13 protein-coding genes and 1 tRNA gene are annotated in these 14,264 nt (G+C 66.7%); 5 read left to right on the top strand and 9 right to left on the bottom strand.

Annotated elements, in window-relative coordinates; translation table 11 throughout:
- The first annotated feature begins 27 nt into the window (after positions 1-27).
- Positions 28-591 carry a TetR family transcriptional regulator C-terminal domain-containing protein gene (locus tag ACWCPQ_RS28970; RefSeq protein ID WP_449904747.1) on the top strand — a complete coding sequence of 188 codons (564 nt, stop codon included), beginning with the start codon at positions 28-30 and terminating at the stop codon, positions 589-591.
- A 20-nt stretch (positions 592-611) separates the two neighbouring features.
- On the opposite strand, the gene ACWCPQ_RS28965 is transcribed toward ACWCPQ_RS28970, so the two are convergent.
- Positions 612-1,868, bottom strand: a complete 1,257-nt coding sequence (locus ACWCPQ_RS28965; protein ID WP_449904745.1) for a serine hydrolase — start codon at positions 1,866-1,868, stop codon at positions 612-614.
- Between the two features lie 269 nt (positions 1,869-2,137).
- Between ACWCPQ_RS28965 and ACWCPQ_RS28960 the strand changes: the two genes are divergently transcribed.
- Complete coding sequence (locus ACWCPQ_RS28960; RefSeq protein ID WP_449904801.1) at positions 2,138-3,625, top strand: MFS transporter; 1,488 nt, start codon at positions 2,138-2,140, stop codon at positions 3,623-3,625.
- Here the strand turns inward: ACWCPQ_RS28960 and ACWCPQ_RS28955 are convergent.
- On the bottom strand, positions 3,590-4,201 hold the full coding sequence (locus ACWCPQ_RS28955; RefSeq protein ID WP_449904744.1) for a D-sedoheptulose-7-phosphate isomerase: 612 nt from the start codon (positions 4,199-4,201) through the stop codon (positions 3,590-3,592). The two genes, ACWCPQ_RS28960 and ACWCPQ_RS28955, sit on opposite strands and share 36 nt — an antisense overlap.
- On the bottom strand, positions 4,198-4,917 hold the full coding sequence (locus ACWCPQ_RS28950; protein WP_449904742.1) for a hydrogenase assembly protein HupF: 720 nt from the start codon (positions 4,915-4,917) through the stop codon (positions 4,198-4,200). Before ACWCPQ_RS28950 ends, ACWCPQ_RS28955 begins: the two co-directional genes overlap by 4 nt.
- 452 nt (positions 4,918-5,369) lie before the next feature.
- Here ACWCPQ_RS28950 and ACWCPQ_RS28945 point away from each other — a divergent pair, with 452 nt between their 5' ends.
- The gene (locus ACWCPQ_RS28945) at positions 5,370-5,735 is read left to right on the top strand and encodes a VOC family protein (protein WP_449904740.1); all 366 of its coding nucleotides are present in this window, start codon (positions 5,370-5,372) and stop codon (positions 5,733-5,735) included.
- A 131-nt stretch (positions 5,736-5,866) separates the two neighbouring features.
- Here the strand turns inward: ACWCPQ_RS28945 and ACWCPQ_RS28940 are convergent, their stop codons facing one another.
- Positions 5,867-6,877, bottom strand: coding sequence for a sulfite exporter TauE/SafE family protein (locus tag ACWCPQ_RS28940; RefSeq protein WP_449904738.1), 1,011 nt, complete (start codon positions 6,875-6,877; stop codon positions 5,867-5,869).
- A gap of 184 nt (positions 6,878-7,061) precedes the next feature.
- On the opposite strand from ACWCPQ_RS28940, the gene ACWCPQ_RS28935 reads away from it, so the two are divergent.
- Positions 7,062-8,099, top strand: a complete 1,038-nt coding sequence (locus ACWCPQ_RS28935) for an NADP-dependent oxidoreductase (RefSeq protein WP_449904736.1) — start codon at positions 7,062-7,064, stop codon at positions 8,097-8,099.
- An 88-nt stretch (positions 8,100-8,187) separates the two neighbouring features.
- Here the strand turns inward: ACWCPQ_RS28935 and ACWCPQ_RS28930 are convergent, their stop codons facing one another.
- Both ACWCPQ_RS28930 and ACWCPQ_RS28925 read right to left on the bottom strand, forming a co-directional pair.
- Positions 8,188-8,823, bottom strand: coding sequence for a DUF6069 family protein (locus ACWCPQ_RS28930; protein ID WP_449904734.1), 636 nt, complete (start codon positions 8,821-8,823; stop codon positions 8,188-8,190).
- Between the two features lie 532 nt (positions 8,824-9,355).
- Entirely contained in the window at positions 9,356-10,111 is a 756-nt protein-coding gene (locus ACWCPQ_RS28925; protein ID WP_449904732.1) for a helix-turn-helix domain-containing protein, read from the bottom strand.
- A gap of 261 nt (positions 10,112-10,372) precedes the next feature.
- Between ACWCPQ_RS28925 and ACWCPQ_RS28920 the strand changes: the two genes are divergently transcribed.
- Complete coding sequence (locus ACWCPQ_RS28920; RefSeq protein ID WP_449904731.1) at positions 10,373-10,678, top strand: hypothetical protein; 306 nt, start codon at positions 10,373-10,375, stop codon at positions 10,676-10,678.
- Between the two features lie 1,008 nt (positions 10,679-11,686).
- On the opposite strand, the gene ACWCPQ_RS28915 is transcribed toward ACWCPQ_RS28920, so the two are convergent.
- From ACWCPQ_RS28915 to ACWCPQ_RS28905, 3 genes are all read right to left on the bottom strand, one after another.
- Positions 11,687-12,499 carry a hypothetical protein gene (locus tag ACWCPQ_RS28915; protein ID WP_449904729.1) on the bottom strand — a complete coding sequence of 271 codons (813 nt, stop codon included), beginning with the start codon at positions 12,497-12,499 and terminating at the stop codon, positions 11,687-11,689.
- A 1,075-nt stretch (positions 12,500-13,574) separates the two neighbouring features.
- Positions 13,575-13,648, bottom strand: a tRNA-Leu gene (locus ACWCPQ_RS28910).
- A 57-nt stretch (positions 13,649-13,705) separates the two neighbouring features.
- On the bottom strand, positions 13,706-14,260 hold the full coding sequence (locus ACWCPQ_RS28905) for a hypothetical protein (RefSeq protein ID WP_449904727.1): 555 nt from the start codon (positions 14,258-14,260) through the stop codon (positions 13,706-13,708).
- Positions 14,261-14,264: the final 4 nt, after the last annotated feature.

Below are 14,264 nucleotides of genomic sequence, written 5' to 3'. Positions count from 1 at the left end.
CCGGACCGCCCGGAAGGATCGTCGATCGTGACCGATGAGCAGCACGCGGTACTCGACGCCGTACTCGACCTGGTGACCTCCCGCGGCGTAGCCGCGACGACACTGCGCCGGGTTGCCGACCACTGCGGCGTGGACGGGAAGACTTTGCGCCGCAGATACGGTGACCAGTACGGGTTACTGATGTCCGCCGCCAAGGAACTCGAACTGGACCGCGACCGCCGCCTCACAGCGATCGGGGACGGGCCGCGCAGCGATTCGGTGGCCGACCGGCGGGACTATCTGGAGGCGACCGTCCGCGCGCTCCTGCTCGATCCTGCCGACCGCCGGCGTCTGCTGCTGCGCACCGAAATCGTCGCGAACGCCCGGCTGGTGAACGGAATGACGGCCGAGACGGAGTGGATGGGCACATCCACCCGGACCGTCGTCACCACCGCGCTCACCCGGGCCGCGGTACCCGAGGTCGAACTCGAAACGGAGCGGCTGGTGGCACTGATCAGCGGCCTGGCCTTCGAACTCGCCTATCCGCACGGCGCCGGTGTCGGCACGGCGGACCGAGTGGTGCGCCACCACATCGCCTCCCTGGTGCACTGACCCGGCGATGTGGTGCGGTCTCAGAGTTCGAAGATCCGCTGCGCCGGCGGCAGCGGCCGGAACACCCCCGAGATCTGCGCCACCAGCTGCCAGGGCCGTTCCCCGTCCAGCGAGGATTTCCCGTTGGTCAGGATGGCGCCACTGAGGCCGCGGTCCGGATCGGCCCAGCCGTACTGGGTGGTGAAACCGCTGCGACCGAAATGCGCGGCGGTGTCGGGCCCGAATTTGGAACGGTGCCCGCCCAATTCGTATCCCGCGCGACTCACCCGGCCCGCCACCCCCGGCGCCCGGGGGGCGGGCCGGACCGCGTCACGCAGGGTCTCGGCCCGCATGATCCGGACACCGTCGAGTTCTCCACCGCGCGCGAGGATCTCGTAGAACCGGGAGAGTTCGGCCGCGGTGGTCACCAGATTGCCCGACGGCAGTTCGGCGGTGAGGAAGGCCCGGTTCGAATCCCGGTTCACCGCATCGGAGTCGAATCCCCCGCCCAGCGCCCGGCCCGCCACGAACGAGGCGATCTTCGACGGCGGCGGGCCCGTCTTCACACTCGGCACCACCGCGTCCACGTCTTCGGGCGCGACACCCAGGTTCGTCCAGCGGAAGCCCAGCGGTTCGAGCACGCGCTCGGCGAGATGGTCCCGGATCCGCTTACCGGTCGCCCGCTGCACCAGCAATCGCTGGATCAGCCCGCTGGTCAGCGCGTGATACACCCGGAACCGGCCGGCCGGATAGCTCGGTTTCAGATCGATCAGCCCGCGCAGGCACAGGTCCTCGTCGAAAACCATCCGGTGTCCACGGTAGGGGCGGGTCACGAACGGGACACCCGCGGTATGGGTGAGGACGTGCCCGATGGTGATGGCGCCTTTACCGTTGGCGGCGAATTCGGGGATGTAATCGCTGACCGGGTCGTCGAATGCGAACGCGCCCTGCTCGATCAGCATGAACATCACCGCCGCGGAAACGCCCTTCGCGGTGGAGAATCCGCAGAACGGCGTATCGGTGGTCACCGGGACCCGCTCGGTGTCCGGAGCGTCCCCCGGCGCGTTCCCCCAGCCGTGGCCGATCGCCCGGTTCAGCACCACCCGCCCGTTGCGGCGCAGGCAGACCTGGATCGCGGGCGTACTTCCCATCCGGTACCAGGCCCGCACCGATTCCCAGACACCTTCGATCTCCGCCCGGGTCGGCCCACCGTCCCCGGCGTCCTCTTCCGGACCGACGGTGGTGATGTCGTCCAGTTCGGCGGCGACCGGGACCAGGAGCGCGGTATCTGCCTTCACACGCCCCAGGGTAGCCACGCCGCCGGGATGGTGACGGGCACCGGGAATCCGGCGGACGGGTTGCTCGGCGCGCCCACCACGCACCGCTCGTGACCAGGCGGTCCACCGCCGGACGGCTACCGTGACAGAGATCACCGGTAGCCGTCCGGCTGAATTGTGCTCTGATCAATGGGAAGCAACCGCTTGTTTCCATCTGCCGGGAGGTGGCCGTGACATCGGTGAATCCGCGCCTTTCCCGGGCGCATATCTGGCTGCTCACCCTGTCGTCGATGGCGGTCGCGCTGGTCATCGCGGCCATGGCCGCCCTCTATACGGCGCTTCCCGAGATCGCCGCCGATACCGGCGCCACTCAACAGCAGCTCACCTGGGTGGTCGACGGCTATACCCTCGCGCTGGCCTGCCTGGTCCTGTTCTCCGGCGCGCTGGGCGACCGGTTCGGCCGCCGCATCATGATGGTGCTCGGCCTGGTGGTGTTCGCCGCCGCGTCCGCGGTGCCGCCGGCCCTGGACCAACCGCACTGGATCATCGTGTCCCGGGCCGTCGCCGGGGTCGGTGCCGCACTCGTGATGCCGTCCACACTGTCGCTGCTGACCGGCGGATTCCCGCCGGAACGGCGCGGGGTGGCGGTCGGGTTGTGGGCCGGAGTGGTCAGCGGCGGTGCGGTGCTGGGCATCCTCGGCTCCGGACTGCTGTTGCAGATCTGGTCCTGGCAGGCGATCTTCCTCGCGATGACGATCGCCGGGGCGGTACTGGCGATCGCCGGTTGCACGGTTCCGGAATCGGTGGACGACACCCGGCCGCCGCTGGACTTCTGGGGCGGTATCACCGCGTCGGTCGCCGTCGGCGCCATCGTGGTCGGGGCCATCGAGGCGCCGGTACGCGGCTGGACCGATCCGCTGGTCCTGGGACTGTTCGGGGCCGGACTGCTGGCCGGAGTCGGCTTCGCGACGGTCGAACTGCGGGTGCCGAATCCACTGCTGGATGTGCGGCTGTTCGCCGACCGGGGCTTCGGCAGCGGCGCGGTGAGCGTCGGCGTCCAGTTCCTGGTCGCCTTCGGCTACTTCCTGCTGTTCGTGCAGTACATGCAACTGATCTTCGGGTACTCACCGCTCATGTCGGCGGTGGCGATGGCACCGATGATCGCGCCGCTGATCGCAATCTCGGTCGTCGCGCCGCGACTGGCCGAACGGTTCGGTCTGCGGCTGCCCACCTTCATCGGGCTGCTGTGTGTCGGCAGCGCACTGATCCTCGTCTCCCGGACCACCGTGGACAGCACCTATCTGGATGTGCTCTGGCCGCTGCTGATCCTGAGTACCGGGCTCGGTCTGTGCACCGCCCCCGCGACCGCGGCGATCATCAACGGCACACCGCCGGAGAAGCACGGCGTGGCCTCCGCGGTCAACGATGCCTCCCGGGAGGTGGGCGCGGCGATCGGTATCGCGATCTCCGGCAGCATCCTCGCCGTCGGCTACGCCGACCGGATCGCGCCGGCGCTGCCCAGTCTGCCGGACGCGGCCCGCGGGCCGGTCGGAGATTCGCTGGCCGCCGCGCTCGAGGTCGCCGAGAAGGCCGGTCCGGTGGCGGATCCGCTGGCGGCCTTCGCCGCGGAGGCCTTCGTCCACGGCGCGCAGCAGGCCGCCCTGTCCCTGGGCATCCTCACCGTGGTGATGGCTTTCGTACTGGGCGCGTGGGCACCCGGACGCAAGACGGCCACCACAGCGTCAGCCGCCGAGGATCCCGTGCTCATGAACCGATGACCACAGCGCGTACCCGAGCAGCGCCTGCGCCTCCTGGATCCGGTGCGCGCTGCACGAACCGACCGTCAGGCACCGGTCCACCGCGTCCGCACGGGCCAAGGCGCCGCCGTCGCCACCGGCGAACCCGACCGTGTACAAACCGCGGCGCCGCGCCTCCGCCAGCCCGGCCAGCAGATCGGGTGAATTCCCGCTCGTGGACATCGCGATCGCGATATCCCCGGCCCGGCCACGCGCCGCCAACTGCCGGGCGAACACCGATTCGAACCCGATATCGTTACCGACCGCGGTGAGTACCGCCTCGTCGGCGGACAACGACCAGGCAGGCAACGCGACACCGTCCGGCGGCCGCGCGAACAACCCGGCGAGTACGGCGGCATCGGTGGCGCTGCCGCCGTTACCGAAGGTGAAAAGCCTGCCGCCGCTGCTGAATCGGCGAGCCAGCTCCCGGGCGGCCGCGGCGATCCGTTCGGCGTTGTCCGCGAGGGTTCGGATGCGCAATCCGGTGCTCTCGGTGGCCCGCGTCCGCGCGCACGCGGCGAGTTCGCCCAGCAGCACACCGGTTTCGTACCCGGTCACAGCCCCTCCTCCCTTCCGGCCGTGCTCACCGCCATACCCGCGTGCACCAGCACCAGATCACCGGTCCGCACCGGCTCGACGAAAGTCGTTGTGACGGTTTCGGTCCCGAGCGAGGTGCGGATACGCGCCGTCCCGTCACCGAGCGGAGTCACCACTTCGCCCAAGCGACCCTCGTCGCGGCATATCCCCCGGTGCCTCGCCCGGCGGTCCGGTGCCAGCAGTTCCGGGTGGTCGAAACACCGCTGGGTGAGCTCCCACAGCAGGTGGTAGAGCAGCACGAGATCGCCGGTGGCCGACGTTCGCGAATCGGGACCGTCCAGCCACAGCACATGGTCGGCGATCCGCGTACCCGGTCGCGGTCCCGAGCCTATCCAGATGGAGTGCACGCCCCAGGCGGGACCGCGCAGGAAAAGCGACTTCACCTCGGTTTCGTTCGCGTCGGCGACCGCGACCACCATATCGCCGGGTCGCGCCGAAACCCGCGCGGTATCGACCAGATACGGCCCGGTCAGGGCGGCGGCGGGAAGAGCGCGCTCACCCGTCACCGCCGGGTGGACGAATTCGAGAGCGAGATGCTGGGCGTGCGGTTCCCAGGACGGGGCCACGCACCACAGCGTCGCACCGGCCGCGAATCGGCGGGCCAGCGCCAGCGCCGCCACCGCCAGATCGTCGGCCAGCTCGGGACCGAAGACGGCATCCGCCACGGAATCTGTCATCACGACTTCTCCCCGCCGCCGGTGCCCACCGACTCGACCGGGGCCGCTCCTGTGTCACCGGAGCTCACGTCGATCCGGCCCGGAATACCCCAACACATCTCAGTCCTCCTCCTCTGGCGAACGGAAGCGATCGCCGAATCACGATGGCGTACCGAGGTTTCCGGCCGTCGATCGTTGTTCAGCCCTATCGGTGCGGTACTACCCGGCTGTCACGGAAATACGAATCGGCGACCGCGCAACGTGCGGTCGCACCTACCCGAGCGCCGGTGTCCGGCGGAAAGAACTGCCGCGGTGTGCGATGCGGCTCGGTCACGCTACACCGGGCGGCGGGCACATCCACAGCGCGGCCCGGATTCCGCGACACCCGAACGGCCCGGACGCGGCTTCTGCCACTCTGCCGGACCGCTGCGGCATTCTCGACCTGTCCGTCCCGACGCGAAAGGCCCACCACCATGCCGACCCCGAACATGTTCATCGTGTACGTCGCCGACGCACCCGCTTCGGCTCGTTTCTACTCGGATCTGTTCGATATGGCACCCGAGTTCGAATCCCCGCGCTTCGTCACCTTCGAGTTGAACGCGGGCGTGGACCTCGCCCTGTGGAGCGGACACGCCGACCAGCTGGATCACGCCGGTGCCCGCACCGCCGAGGTCTGCCTCAACCTGCCGGGCGATCCGGCCGCGATCGACCGGCAGTTCGAGCAGTGGCTGGCCCGCGGTGTGACGGTGGTCCAGGAGCCGCACGACGCGGTGTTCGGGCGCACGTTCGTGGTCGAGGACCCGGACGGAAACCTGATCCGGGTCGCCCCCATCGACTGATACCGCGGAGCGGGTCGTGGAAATACCGACGAGGGCGCCCGGCCGCCCGGACTCGTTGTCCGGGCGGCCGGGCGCGCTGTTCCCTCACCTTCCGGTCACCCGCGTGCGCGGCGCAACCGGGCGATCCATGACTATCTGACCGGCACCTGCGCCGTATCCGCGGAGCCTTTACCGGCGGATTCGGTATCGGCGGCGGTATCGACCACGGTTGTGGCGGTATCGGCCTCGGTCTCGACCGCGGCAGCAGTCTCGGCGGGGGCGTCCGCGGCGGCGGCCGCCGCGGCCCGGGACTTCCGCCATGCCAGCACGGTGAGGCCGACCGCGACCACGACGATCAGCACATAACCGATCGTGCGGGGCGCGCCGTCGATACCGAAGTACTTGAACAGCGAGCGAGCGTTGGTGAGCACCAGCAGCCCACCGACCCCGGTACCGAGCACACCGGGAGTGATCCGGCTGACCAGCCACGCGGCGATCGGAGCCGCGATCACGCCGCCCAGCGCCAGACCCGCGATGATCAGCAGGTTGTCGAAGAAGTCCGAACCGAGGCCCAGCAGGAAGCCGACACTGGCCGAGGCCGAGACGATGAACTCCGAGGCGCTCACCGAGCCGATCACCGTGCGCGGTGCGCTCCGGCCGGTGGTCAGCAGGGTGCTGGTGGTGACCGGGCCCCAGCCGCCGCCACCGCTGGCGTCGATGAAACCGCCGAACAGGCCCAGCGGGGTCAGGAACTTCGCGGAATGAGCGGTCTTCTCCGAGGCGGCGAATTCCACCGGTGGCCGCGACGAGAACCGGATGACCAGGAAGATACCGATCGCGAGCAGGATACCGGCGGTGATGGGTGCGGCCGATTCGGTCGAGATCCGGGACAGTACGGTCGCGCCGAGGAAGGCGCCGATACCGCCGGGCACACCGAGCCGCAGCACGACCTTCCAGTCGATATTGCCGAACCGCCAGTGCGAGGCACCGGAGGCCAGGGTGGTAGCGACCTCGGCGAAGTGGACCGCCGCGCTCGCATGCGCGGCACCCGTACCGCTGAGGACGAGCAGCGTCGTCGCGGTGACTCCGAAGGCCATCCCGAGCGTGCCGTCGACGATCTGCGCGCCGATACCCACAAGGGTGAAAACCAGTAACTTGATCATGACGGTGTGCTCCCCGAACCTGGACCGGAGATCCGAGGGTACGACGCAATCCACCGGCTGACACGGGTTGCGATCACCGTGAACGCAATACTGCCGGCCTGCCCGATGACAGCCGGTACGGCGCCGGACGACGGCGCGGAAATCGACATGACACCGGCCGGGTCCCTGCGCAAGACTGGCCGCTGTGACCGACCGGACCTTCCGCCGCATCGTCCTGAACGAACGACCGGCCGCCGGGATCACCACCGGCACCTTTGCCGAAAAGCGTAGCCCCTTCCCGATATTGGAAAACGGCGAGGCCCTCGTCCGGGTCCATTGGCTCGGCATCGACGCCACCCAGCGGACCTGGCTGAACCCCGCGGCGACCTATACGACTCCGGTCGGTGTGGGCGAGGTGATGCGCGGCAGCGGGGTCGGGCAGGTCGTCGCCTCCCGCGACCCGGCACTACCGGAGGGCCAGTGGGTCTACGGCGAGCTCGGCTGGCAGGAGTACACGGTGGCGCGCCGCTCGGGCCTGTTCGGGGTGAATCCGGTGCCGCCGGGCATCGACCCGCGCCTTATGCTCACCGTTTTCGGTGTGAGCGGATTGACCGCCTATCTGGGGGTCACCCGGGTACTCGACGTGGCGGAATCCGATTCGGTGCTGGTCACCGGTGCCGCCGGTAGCGTCGGCTCGCTGGCCGGCCAGATCGCGCGCCTGCTCGGTGCGCGGGTGATCGGGACCGCCGGGTCGGCGGCGAAGGTGGCCTGGGTACGTGATATCGCCGGTTTCGATACCTGCGTGAACTATCGCGACGACGATATTCCGGCCGCCTTGCGCGCATTCGCCGCCGACGGCTTGAACGCGGTCTTCGACAATGTCGGCGGCACCCTGCTGGAGACCGCGCTCGATCATCTCGCCCTGCACGCCCGGATCGCGCTCTGCGGCTCGATCTCCTCCGGATACACGCCTGCCGGCTACGGCGACGGACCGTCCAACTACATGCAGCTGGCCTTTCGCCGGGCCCGGATGGAGGGTTTCGTCTTCTACGACCATCACGCCGATTTCCCCGCCGCGCTGGCACGGCTCGCGGGCTGGGTCGCGACCGGTGAGCTGCGCTGGGCAGAGGACATCGCCGAGGGTCTCACCGCGGCCCCGTCCGCCCTGCAACGGCTCTTCGACGGACACAACCTCGGCAAACAGCTCGTCCGGGTACATCCGGACGGATCCGAGGCCGGCTGATCCACCGGACGGATCGTTCACCGAGCGCATCCGACCGGACACCGGTAAGCCCGCGACCACGGGACGGCCATGACCGGTCCGACGGAACTCAGTACTGCGACTGCGGCCGCTTGATGATCGCGCCGGACCCCACGCCACCGAGCAGCGACATGATGCACAGCCCCGCGATCAGATTGATCACGGCGGTGGCGATCTTGGCGTCCACCCCGGCGACCAGGGTGAACGGAACCAGTGTCGCCAGCGCGGTGACCAGGCCGGTGATCCAGTAGAAGAACTGCATCGGACTCGGCATCAGCGCCAGCAGCAGATTCAACAGCCCGGTCGCCGCGATCGCGGCCGCACCACCGGCCAACGCGTACGACGTGGTCGATACGGTGCCGTAGGCACCCGCTCCCTCCGGCGAGAGAACCGAGATGTTCAGGATCCCGCGCACCAGCATGATCAGCACGACGATCACCAGCGCGACCACGATGGCTGTGCCCACCCCGCCCGCCCACAGGCGCCCGAGGTTGATCTTCGGCTCGTTGGACCGCGGCTCGGGCCGATCCGGTTCGTACCCGTATTCGACCTGATGGCCGTATTCGGGCTGATGCCCGTAATCGGACTGGTGGCCGTACTCCGGCTGATGCGGCGCGCGACCCTGCTGCTGGGAGTAGGCCTGGGTGGGCGGGTAACCCTGGCGGCGGGGGTCCTGGCGCCCATAGTTGTGCGGCGGTTCCGTCATAGGGGGAAGGTACCCCTTATGACGGAGACGACCCACCCGAATCGGGCGCGCATGTCGTCCATCGACACGACACGAGCACAGGCCGACACGGGAGAACACGTCGACCCGCGTGTGACACAGGCTCTACCGACCGGCCGGACACTTCACGATCGGCTCGGGTGGCGCGGCGGCGCCGGTGCAGGCGCGTTGTCTCACGATTCGATCCATCCCTGTCGAACCGATCATGTAACGACATCGACCCACGTTATTCGCACTGCGCGCAGGGTGTGCGAATCCTGCTGCGCGAGTTCGTACTCGACTTCGACCGGATCCCCGATCCCTATATCGTCGAAATCTCTACCACGCAGTGAATCCAGCCCGAACCAGATCTGGTCCCCACCTGCAGATTCGACGATCCCGGTCGCGCGCTTCCTGTTCCACCGCCATATCTTCCCGATCGCAATGTGAATCCCCTGGCTCGGCATACCGGGAACATTACGGCGGTGAACCCGACCGAACAGTCGAGCCGGACGAATACGCGAACGTCGAGCGCTCAGTCGTCGAGCGGAACCGGCCGGTCGTAGGCGTCGACGGCTGCCTTGGACGTCGAAGGTTCCTGCATCACGAGTTCCCACGGACCGGTGTTGATCTCGAAATTCTTCCCGAACCCGACCCACTTACCGGCCATCCGATTACCGGTCAACTCGATCAGCAGTTGGACGGAGCCGTGGTATCGCGCCCCTCGGTAGTAGCCCTCCGCGGCGGTGCGCTCGCTCCACGCACCGGTGGCTATATGGCCGTCGACGGTCAGGTCCATCTCCAGCGAGGACGGCGACGAGCCCGGAAGGCTGCGAATCGTGAGGCGATCATCGTGCTGGAGGACGACCGCGTAGTGAGCGGCGGTGAAGGTCGCGTCTCGACCGCTCGAGTAGTACTCGTACCGCGACAACCACACTCCGGCGTAGTTGCCCGGCAGGCGCGGGCGCGTAGCGGAGATGCTCGGCTGCTGGTCCGCAGGCACTCGGCCGATGGTCGATTCGACTTCGCGGCTGCCGTCATCCGCACCGGAGAGGGCGCGCCCCGCCATCACCGCACCGAAGCCGAGCGTTTCGATCGGTAAACCCATCACCTTCTCCAGCGCCCGGGCATGCACGGGACGTGGGTGCACGGTGTGTCCAGCCTCCCAGCGCTGCACCAGGCGCTTCGTAGCACTGAGACAACCGGCTTCACGCAACGCTCGAGCCAAGTCGTCCTGGCTCATCAACCGGGCGTTCCGCGCTGCCCGTAGCGCCGTATTGGGTCCCGTCATGCGCTCACGATAACGGTTAAGACGCCTTAATGTCGCCCTATTTCGGCGCCTGATCGTCGCCCTTTCCGTCGCCGTTTTTCCCGGTCCGGACCGTCAGGCTCCGGAGAGCAGTCGTCGAGAAGCGCTGTATATCGGGCTTTCTCGACTCACAACCTTCCGAGCTGTCGAGCAAGAGAGCGAGAACGCAGTGGTACTCCGAACGCATCACAGGCCGATCGTCGTATCGTGGGAGTTCCCGGAGACGGCATGGGAACTCGACTCATGAGGCGGGCAGTTGCCCTGCTGCACAACGACCATGACGCATCCGAACTGGGAGCACTGACGGAGCGAAACGGACTCCGCCTCGTCTTCACGGTACGAACAGACACTCGGGCTGTACTGGCGGCACTGATCGCCGTCCGATACGCGCTCGAGCATGCCGCCGAGGCGGTCGTGATCCCGCACCTTGGATCACTCGAACCGGATACGCCGTGGTGGGTGATAACCGAAGTAGCAGAACTGATCACGGGAACTCGCGTGTACCCACCGCAGGTCGGTCTCTTCGACCCGTTCGGGGGTGGGTCGTGATCTGGAGCCCAACTTTGGCCGCACTCGCCGTCATCGGGATCGCAGTCTTCGTCATGGCCGTCACTCTGCCCGGACCTCGGGACCGATGAGGGGCCGGATCTCGCTGCGCCGAGTTGAAACCTCATTTCGTACCCGCGCCCGCGGCCACCGGAAACTCGGGCGCCGGAGCAGCTCTTCGCTTGCTTGTACGGCCCTACGGAGTAATCAGCGAAAGCAACGTTCAGAGAGGATCTTCGTGCGCGCTTCCATGCCTCCGCTCCTTGTCGGAGCACTCGCCGTATCTGCCCTGTCCGCATCGGCAGCCCCGCTGGAGCCCAGGGTTTTCCTGAATTCGAGCGAGCCCCGGTCACCGTTGCACCCGGGCGCGCGGGCACCGGCCGGGCCGACGCAGCCGTCGCGCCGATGCCGAACGGAAACCCAGGCGTATCGCTGACGCTGATGTTCACGGCGGACCGTTCGGACCCGTCCTGCGTACTGACAGGGACCGCGTCGTGGCGCAATGTCGATCCGGGGCCACGGGGCGACCGATATCACCGCCTCTTCCGCCCCCGCGCAGGGACGGTGCGAGACCGACCACGGTTACGCACGAACCGAGGCCAACACCGGGCCGGGCACGATCGCCATCACCTTCAGCACGAACCCGGCGAGGTCACCCTCGAAGCCTGAGGCCGACGCCGAGGTCGTGCTCCCACAAGCACGACCTTGGACATAGGCGTCCTACCTGCGGCGCAGTAGTGCCCCAACGGGACTCGAACCCACACTTGACGGATTTTAAGGTCGGCAAGCTGAATGATTGCAGGTCACGGGTTCGTTGGTGGATGTTGGCGAATCGTCGCGACCTGGGAAAACCTCCGCTGGCAACGTTGGCGGAGTTTGTCGTGTGCGCCACCGCTGCGGACCGATTGCGGACTCTTCAGATCAATTGCGCCGCTATCAGCGCCGATCGGGCTGACCAGACTCGAATCAATGACCGGACTACTCTGCCGCCACGAAGGATGCGGCTTGAGTTCAGGTCGCCTCTTCAGGTGTCGGGCATGTAGACCATTCTGCAAATACCGAAAGCCCAGATCCGAAATGACCCATTAGATCTTTATAAGCGACATTATGCTCCCCTACCAGTCGATTCGCCTGTTCTGTCATCGCGGCCAGATAAATCTTCTCCAGCTTTCCTGCAAATACCTTGAAGGCTCGATATGCCTCCATGAGTTCGATCGAATAGGCAAATGCTTCCAGCCGTAACCCGGCCATGTTTCCATGAACGGGCTGCTGATCCGCTGGATTCAAAAGTCCCGTCTTTACCTTCTTCGGCAACCGGCCAATAGAAATAGTTATAGCCGTCCCCTTGCTAATTTCAACGATCCTTCCTTCACTGCTGAACTCAAGTGCATCGCTGGGCACGTAGTTGTAGCTCACGGCGCCGAGCAGAGGGGGCTCCACTTTTTTCTTCATGGCAAGATTCTTTGCCTGATCCTTCAGGTGGTCCATGCAGTTTCGCAGATGAGAAGCCGGTTCGCAGAGCGCAAGAAATACCAAACTTTCGGGACTTCTGACATCCAACGCTTGCAGGATATGACGTACGTTATGAAGCGCATCCACCATAGACCAAGCATTGGTAATGAACTGGACGGAAACTACGCGATCTAGTTTGTCGCTATCATTCTCCACAAAGTTCGCCAATTTGAAGATCGAGCTGTATGCAATATCTAGCGAATCTGACGAATATGCGAATGCTTCGAATAGTAGAGCTTGATGCGGTGCGAGAAATTTAGGGACACGCCTGAATACTGATTCTTCAGAGAGAGTCAAACCGTTTTCGTTCATGAGTCCCCTATCGGCTATGCCCGGTTGCCTCGTAATATTCGCATCGAGCGGTGTGTTCCCGCTTCAGTTCTACGGAAGTCGGTGGGGGCCTGCGATGGCTGGCTCGCGCCAAGCTCTGCGAAAGTGAGTCGGCCCCCAGCTGGACGAGACGGATTGGCCCTGCTGGATGGTGGGCTGCGCATAAGTGGGGCTGGCTACCCGCCTGCCCCGATAGGGCCTGCCCTTCTCGCGTAGAGGCTCCGCGGTCAAGGGTGGCGAATGCCATCAGCGCAGCTGACGCCCTTGGGCGCCCTTGACGGTGGAGGGGCGCGGGAACACATTGCAGGCCACCAGTCAGCAGGGCCACGCGGCCGGAGGTCGCGCACATCTATCCCGCGAACCGGTCGATTCATCTGTTCGGCAACTCGGCGGGACGGGACCACGGCCAGTCATCCCGGGCGTTGCCGGCCGATTCGTGCTCAGGCTGCGGGAGAGCAAGTCGGGTACGGCTCTCGTCGTGCCCACACTTCTCGATTATCGAAAATGAACCATTTCGGGTCGGAAGCGGGTGGCGTCAGCGTGTCGCCGACGCGCCCGGTTGGGCCGCCAGCGCAGCCAGGCCCGGCCGGTTGCGTGGCGGCGGCGCGCAGGCGCCGCCTCTCTTGAACCTATAAGGCGAAATTCGGCAACCGACCGCGTTGAGAACTGGGGAGACGATAGACCTGGCACGGCGGAGGATCACCGTCTCGCGTTCGGCAGCTCGTGTCGCGGGGCTGGGGATCGTGGAGGGGGACACCAAGAACCACACCTCACGTTCGGTACCGATCCCCAGTTCCTCGCTGAGCAGTTGTCGAGCGCAGTCGAGGACCGCAAGGTGAGCGCGCCCGTGTTCGAAAGCCATAACAGTGGAACGCTGCCACTCGGTGAGTTCCGCTGGGCATTCGATCGGGCGGTGGAAGCTACGGGTTTGGCCGGAATGGTCCCGCACGGTCTGCGGCATCGCGGGGCGCTGGCTGCTGCGGACTCACTGCAGACCGCGCAACCTCCGGACACCCGCGCCAGCCTCGGACACCCTGTCCGACCTGCGGCGCAGTAGTGCCCCCAGTGGGACTCGAACCCACACTTGGCGGATTTTAAGTCCGCTGCCTCTGCCAATTGGGCTATGGGGGCGTGCGGACCACACACTACCGACTCGTACACCCGTACCGGAATACCCGTGAGTGGGAGTCACACTGTGGGATCTGTCTGAATCGCCTGGCATGCCTCCACCAGCACGTCCGCCGCCAGCAAACCGGACTCCTCCGCGGCCTCCCGCACCTCGTCGGACAGGTTGTAGTCCGTGGTCACCGCCAGCAAGGCCAGTTGCAGGGCCTCACCGAGCTGTCCGAGCCGACGGGCGATCACCATCTCGTCCATCTCGGTGCCCATGTTCTCCCAGCCCACCGGCTGCACGCCGTCGATACGGTAGCGGCGCAGCGTGTCCTCCCCGAGGACTTTCATGAAATCGACCGCCGAGGCCATGCACCGGTTGTTGGCGACCCGGTACTCGGTACGGTCGGCGATCTTCTCGATCAGCACCGCGGCGATGGTCGCCGCGGTGAACATACCGTCGCAGACCCGGGCGGGGGCGGCTTCGGGCGGTCCGGGTGGCGCGGTGGCCAGGCCGGTGGTCACGGCGTCGATCCACTCCACCACCAGTTCCGTGCCCGAGGCGTCCCGCGGCACCAGTTGCTGTGCGGGCTGTACCTCCCGGCGCCGGAACCACCGCCACGACGGACCCATCGCG

The organism is Nocardia sp. NPDC001965, assembly GCF_053594175.1.
This window is presented reverse-complemented; position numbering and strand designations above follow the sequence as displayed.

What these genes read in the sequence shown, in the direction of transcription:
- ACWCPQ_RS28960 (WP_449904801.1), top strand. Translation starts at nt 2,138, where the DNA reads ATGGCGGTCGCGCTGGTCATCGCGGCCATGGCCGCCCTCTATACGGCG.
- ACWCPQ_RS28950 (WP_449904742.1), bottom strand. Translation starts at nt 4,917, where the DNA reads ATGACAGATTCCGTGGCGGATGCCGTCTTCGGTCCCGAGCTGGCCGAC.
- ACWCPQ_RS28945 (WP_449904740.1), top strand. Translation starts at nt 5,370, where the DNA reads ATGCCGACCCCGAACATGTTCATCGTGTACGTCGCCGACGCACCCGCT.
- ACWCPQ_RS28940 (WP_449904738.1), bottom strand. Translation starts at nt 6,877, where the DNA reads ATGATCAAGTTACTGGTTTTCACCCTTGTGGGTATCGGCGCGCAGATC.
- ACWCPQ_RS28930 (WP_449904734.1), bottom strand. Translation starts at nt 8,823, where the DNA reads ATGACGGAACCGCCGCACAACTATGGGCGCCAGGACCCCCGCCGCCAG.
- ACWCPQ_RS28925 (WP_449904732.1), bottom strand. Translation starts at nt 10,111, where the DNA reads ATGACGGGACCCAATACGGCGCTACGGGCAGCGCGGAACGCCCGGTTG.
- ACWCPQ_RS28920 (WP_449904731.1), top strand. Translation starts at nt 10,373, where the DNA reads ATGAGGCGGGCAGTTGCCCTGCTGCACAACGACCATGACGCATCCGAA.
- ACWCPQ_RS28915 (WP_449904729.1), bottom strand. Translation starts at nt 12,499, where the DNA reads ATGAACGAAAACGGTTTGACTCTCTCTGAAGAATCAGTATTCAGGCGT.
- ACWCPQ_RS28905 (WP_449904727.1), bottom strand. Translation starts at nt 14,260, where the DNA reads ATGGGTCCGTCGTGGCGGTGGTTCCGGCGCCGGGAGGTACAGCCCGCA.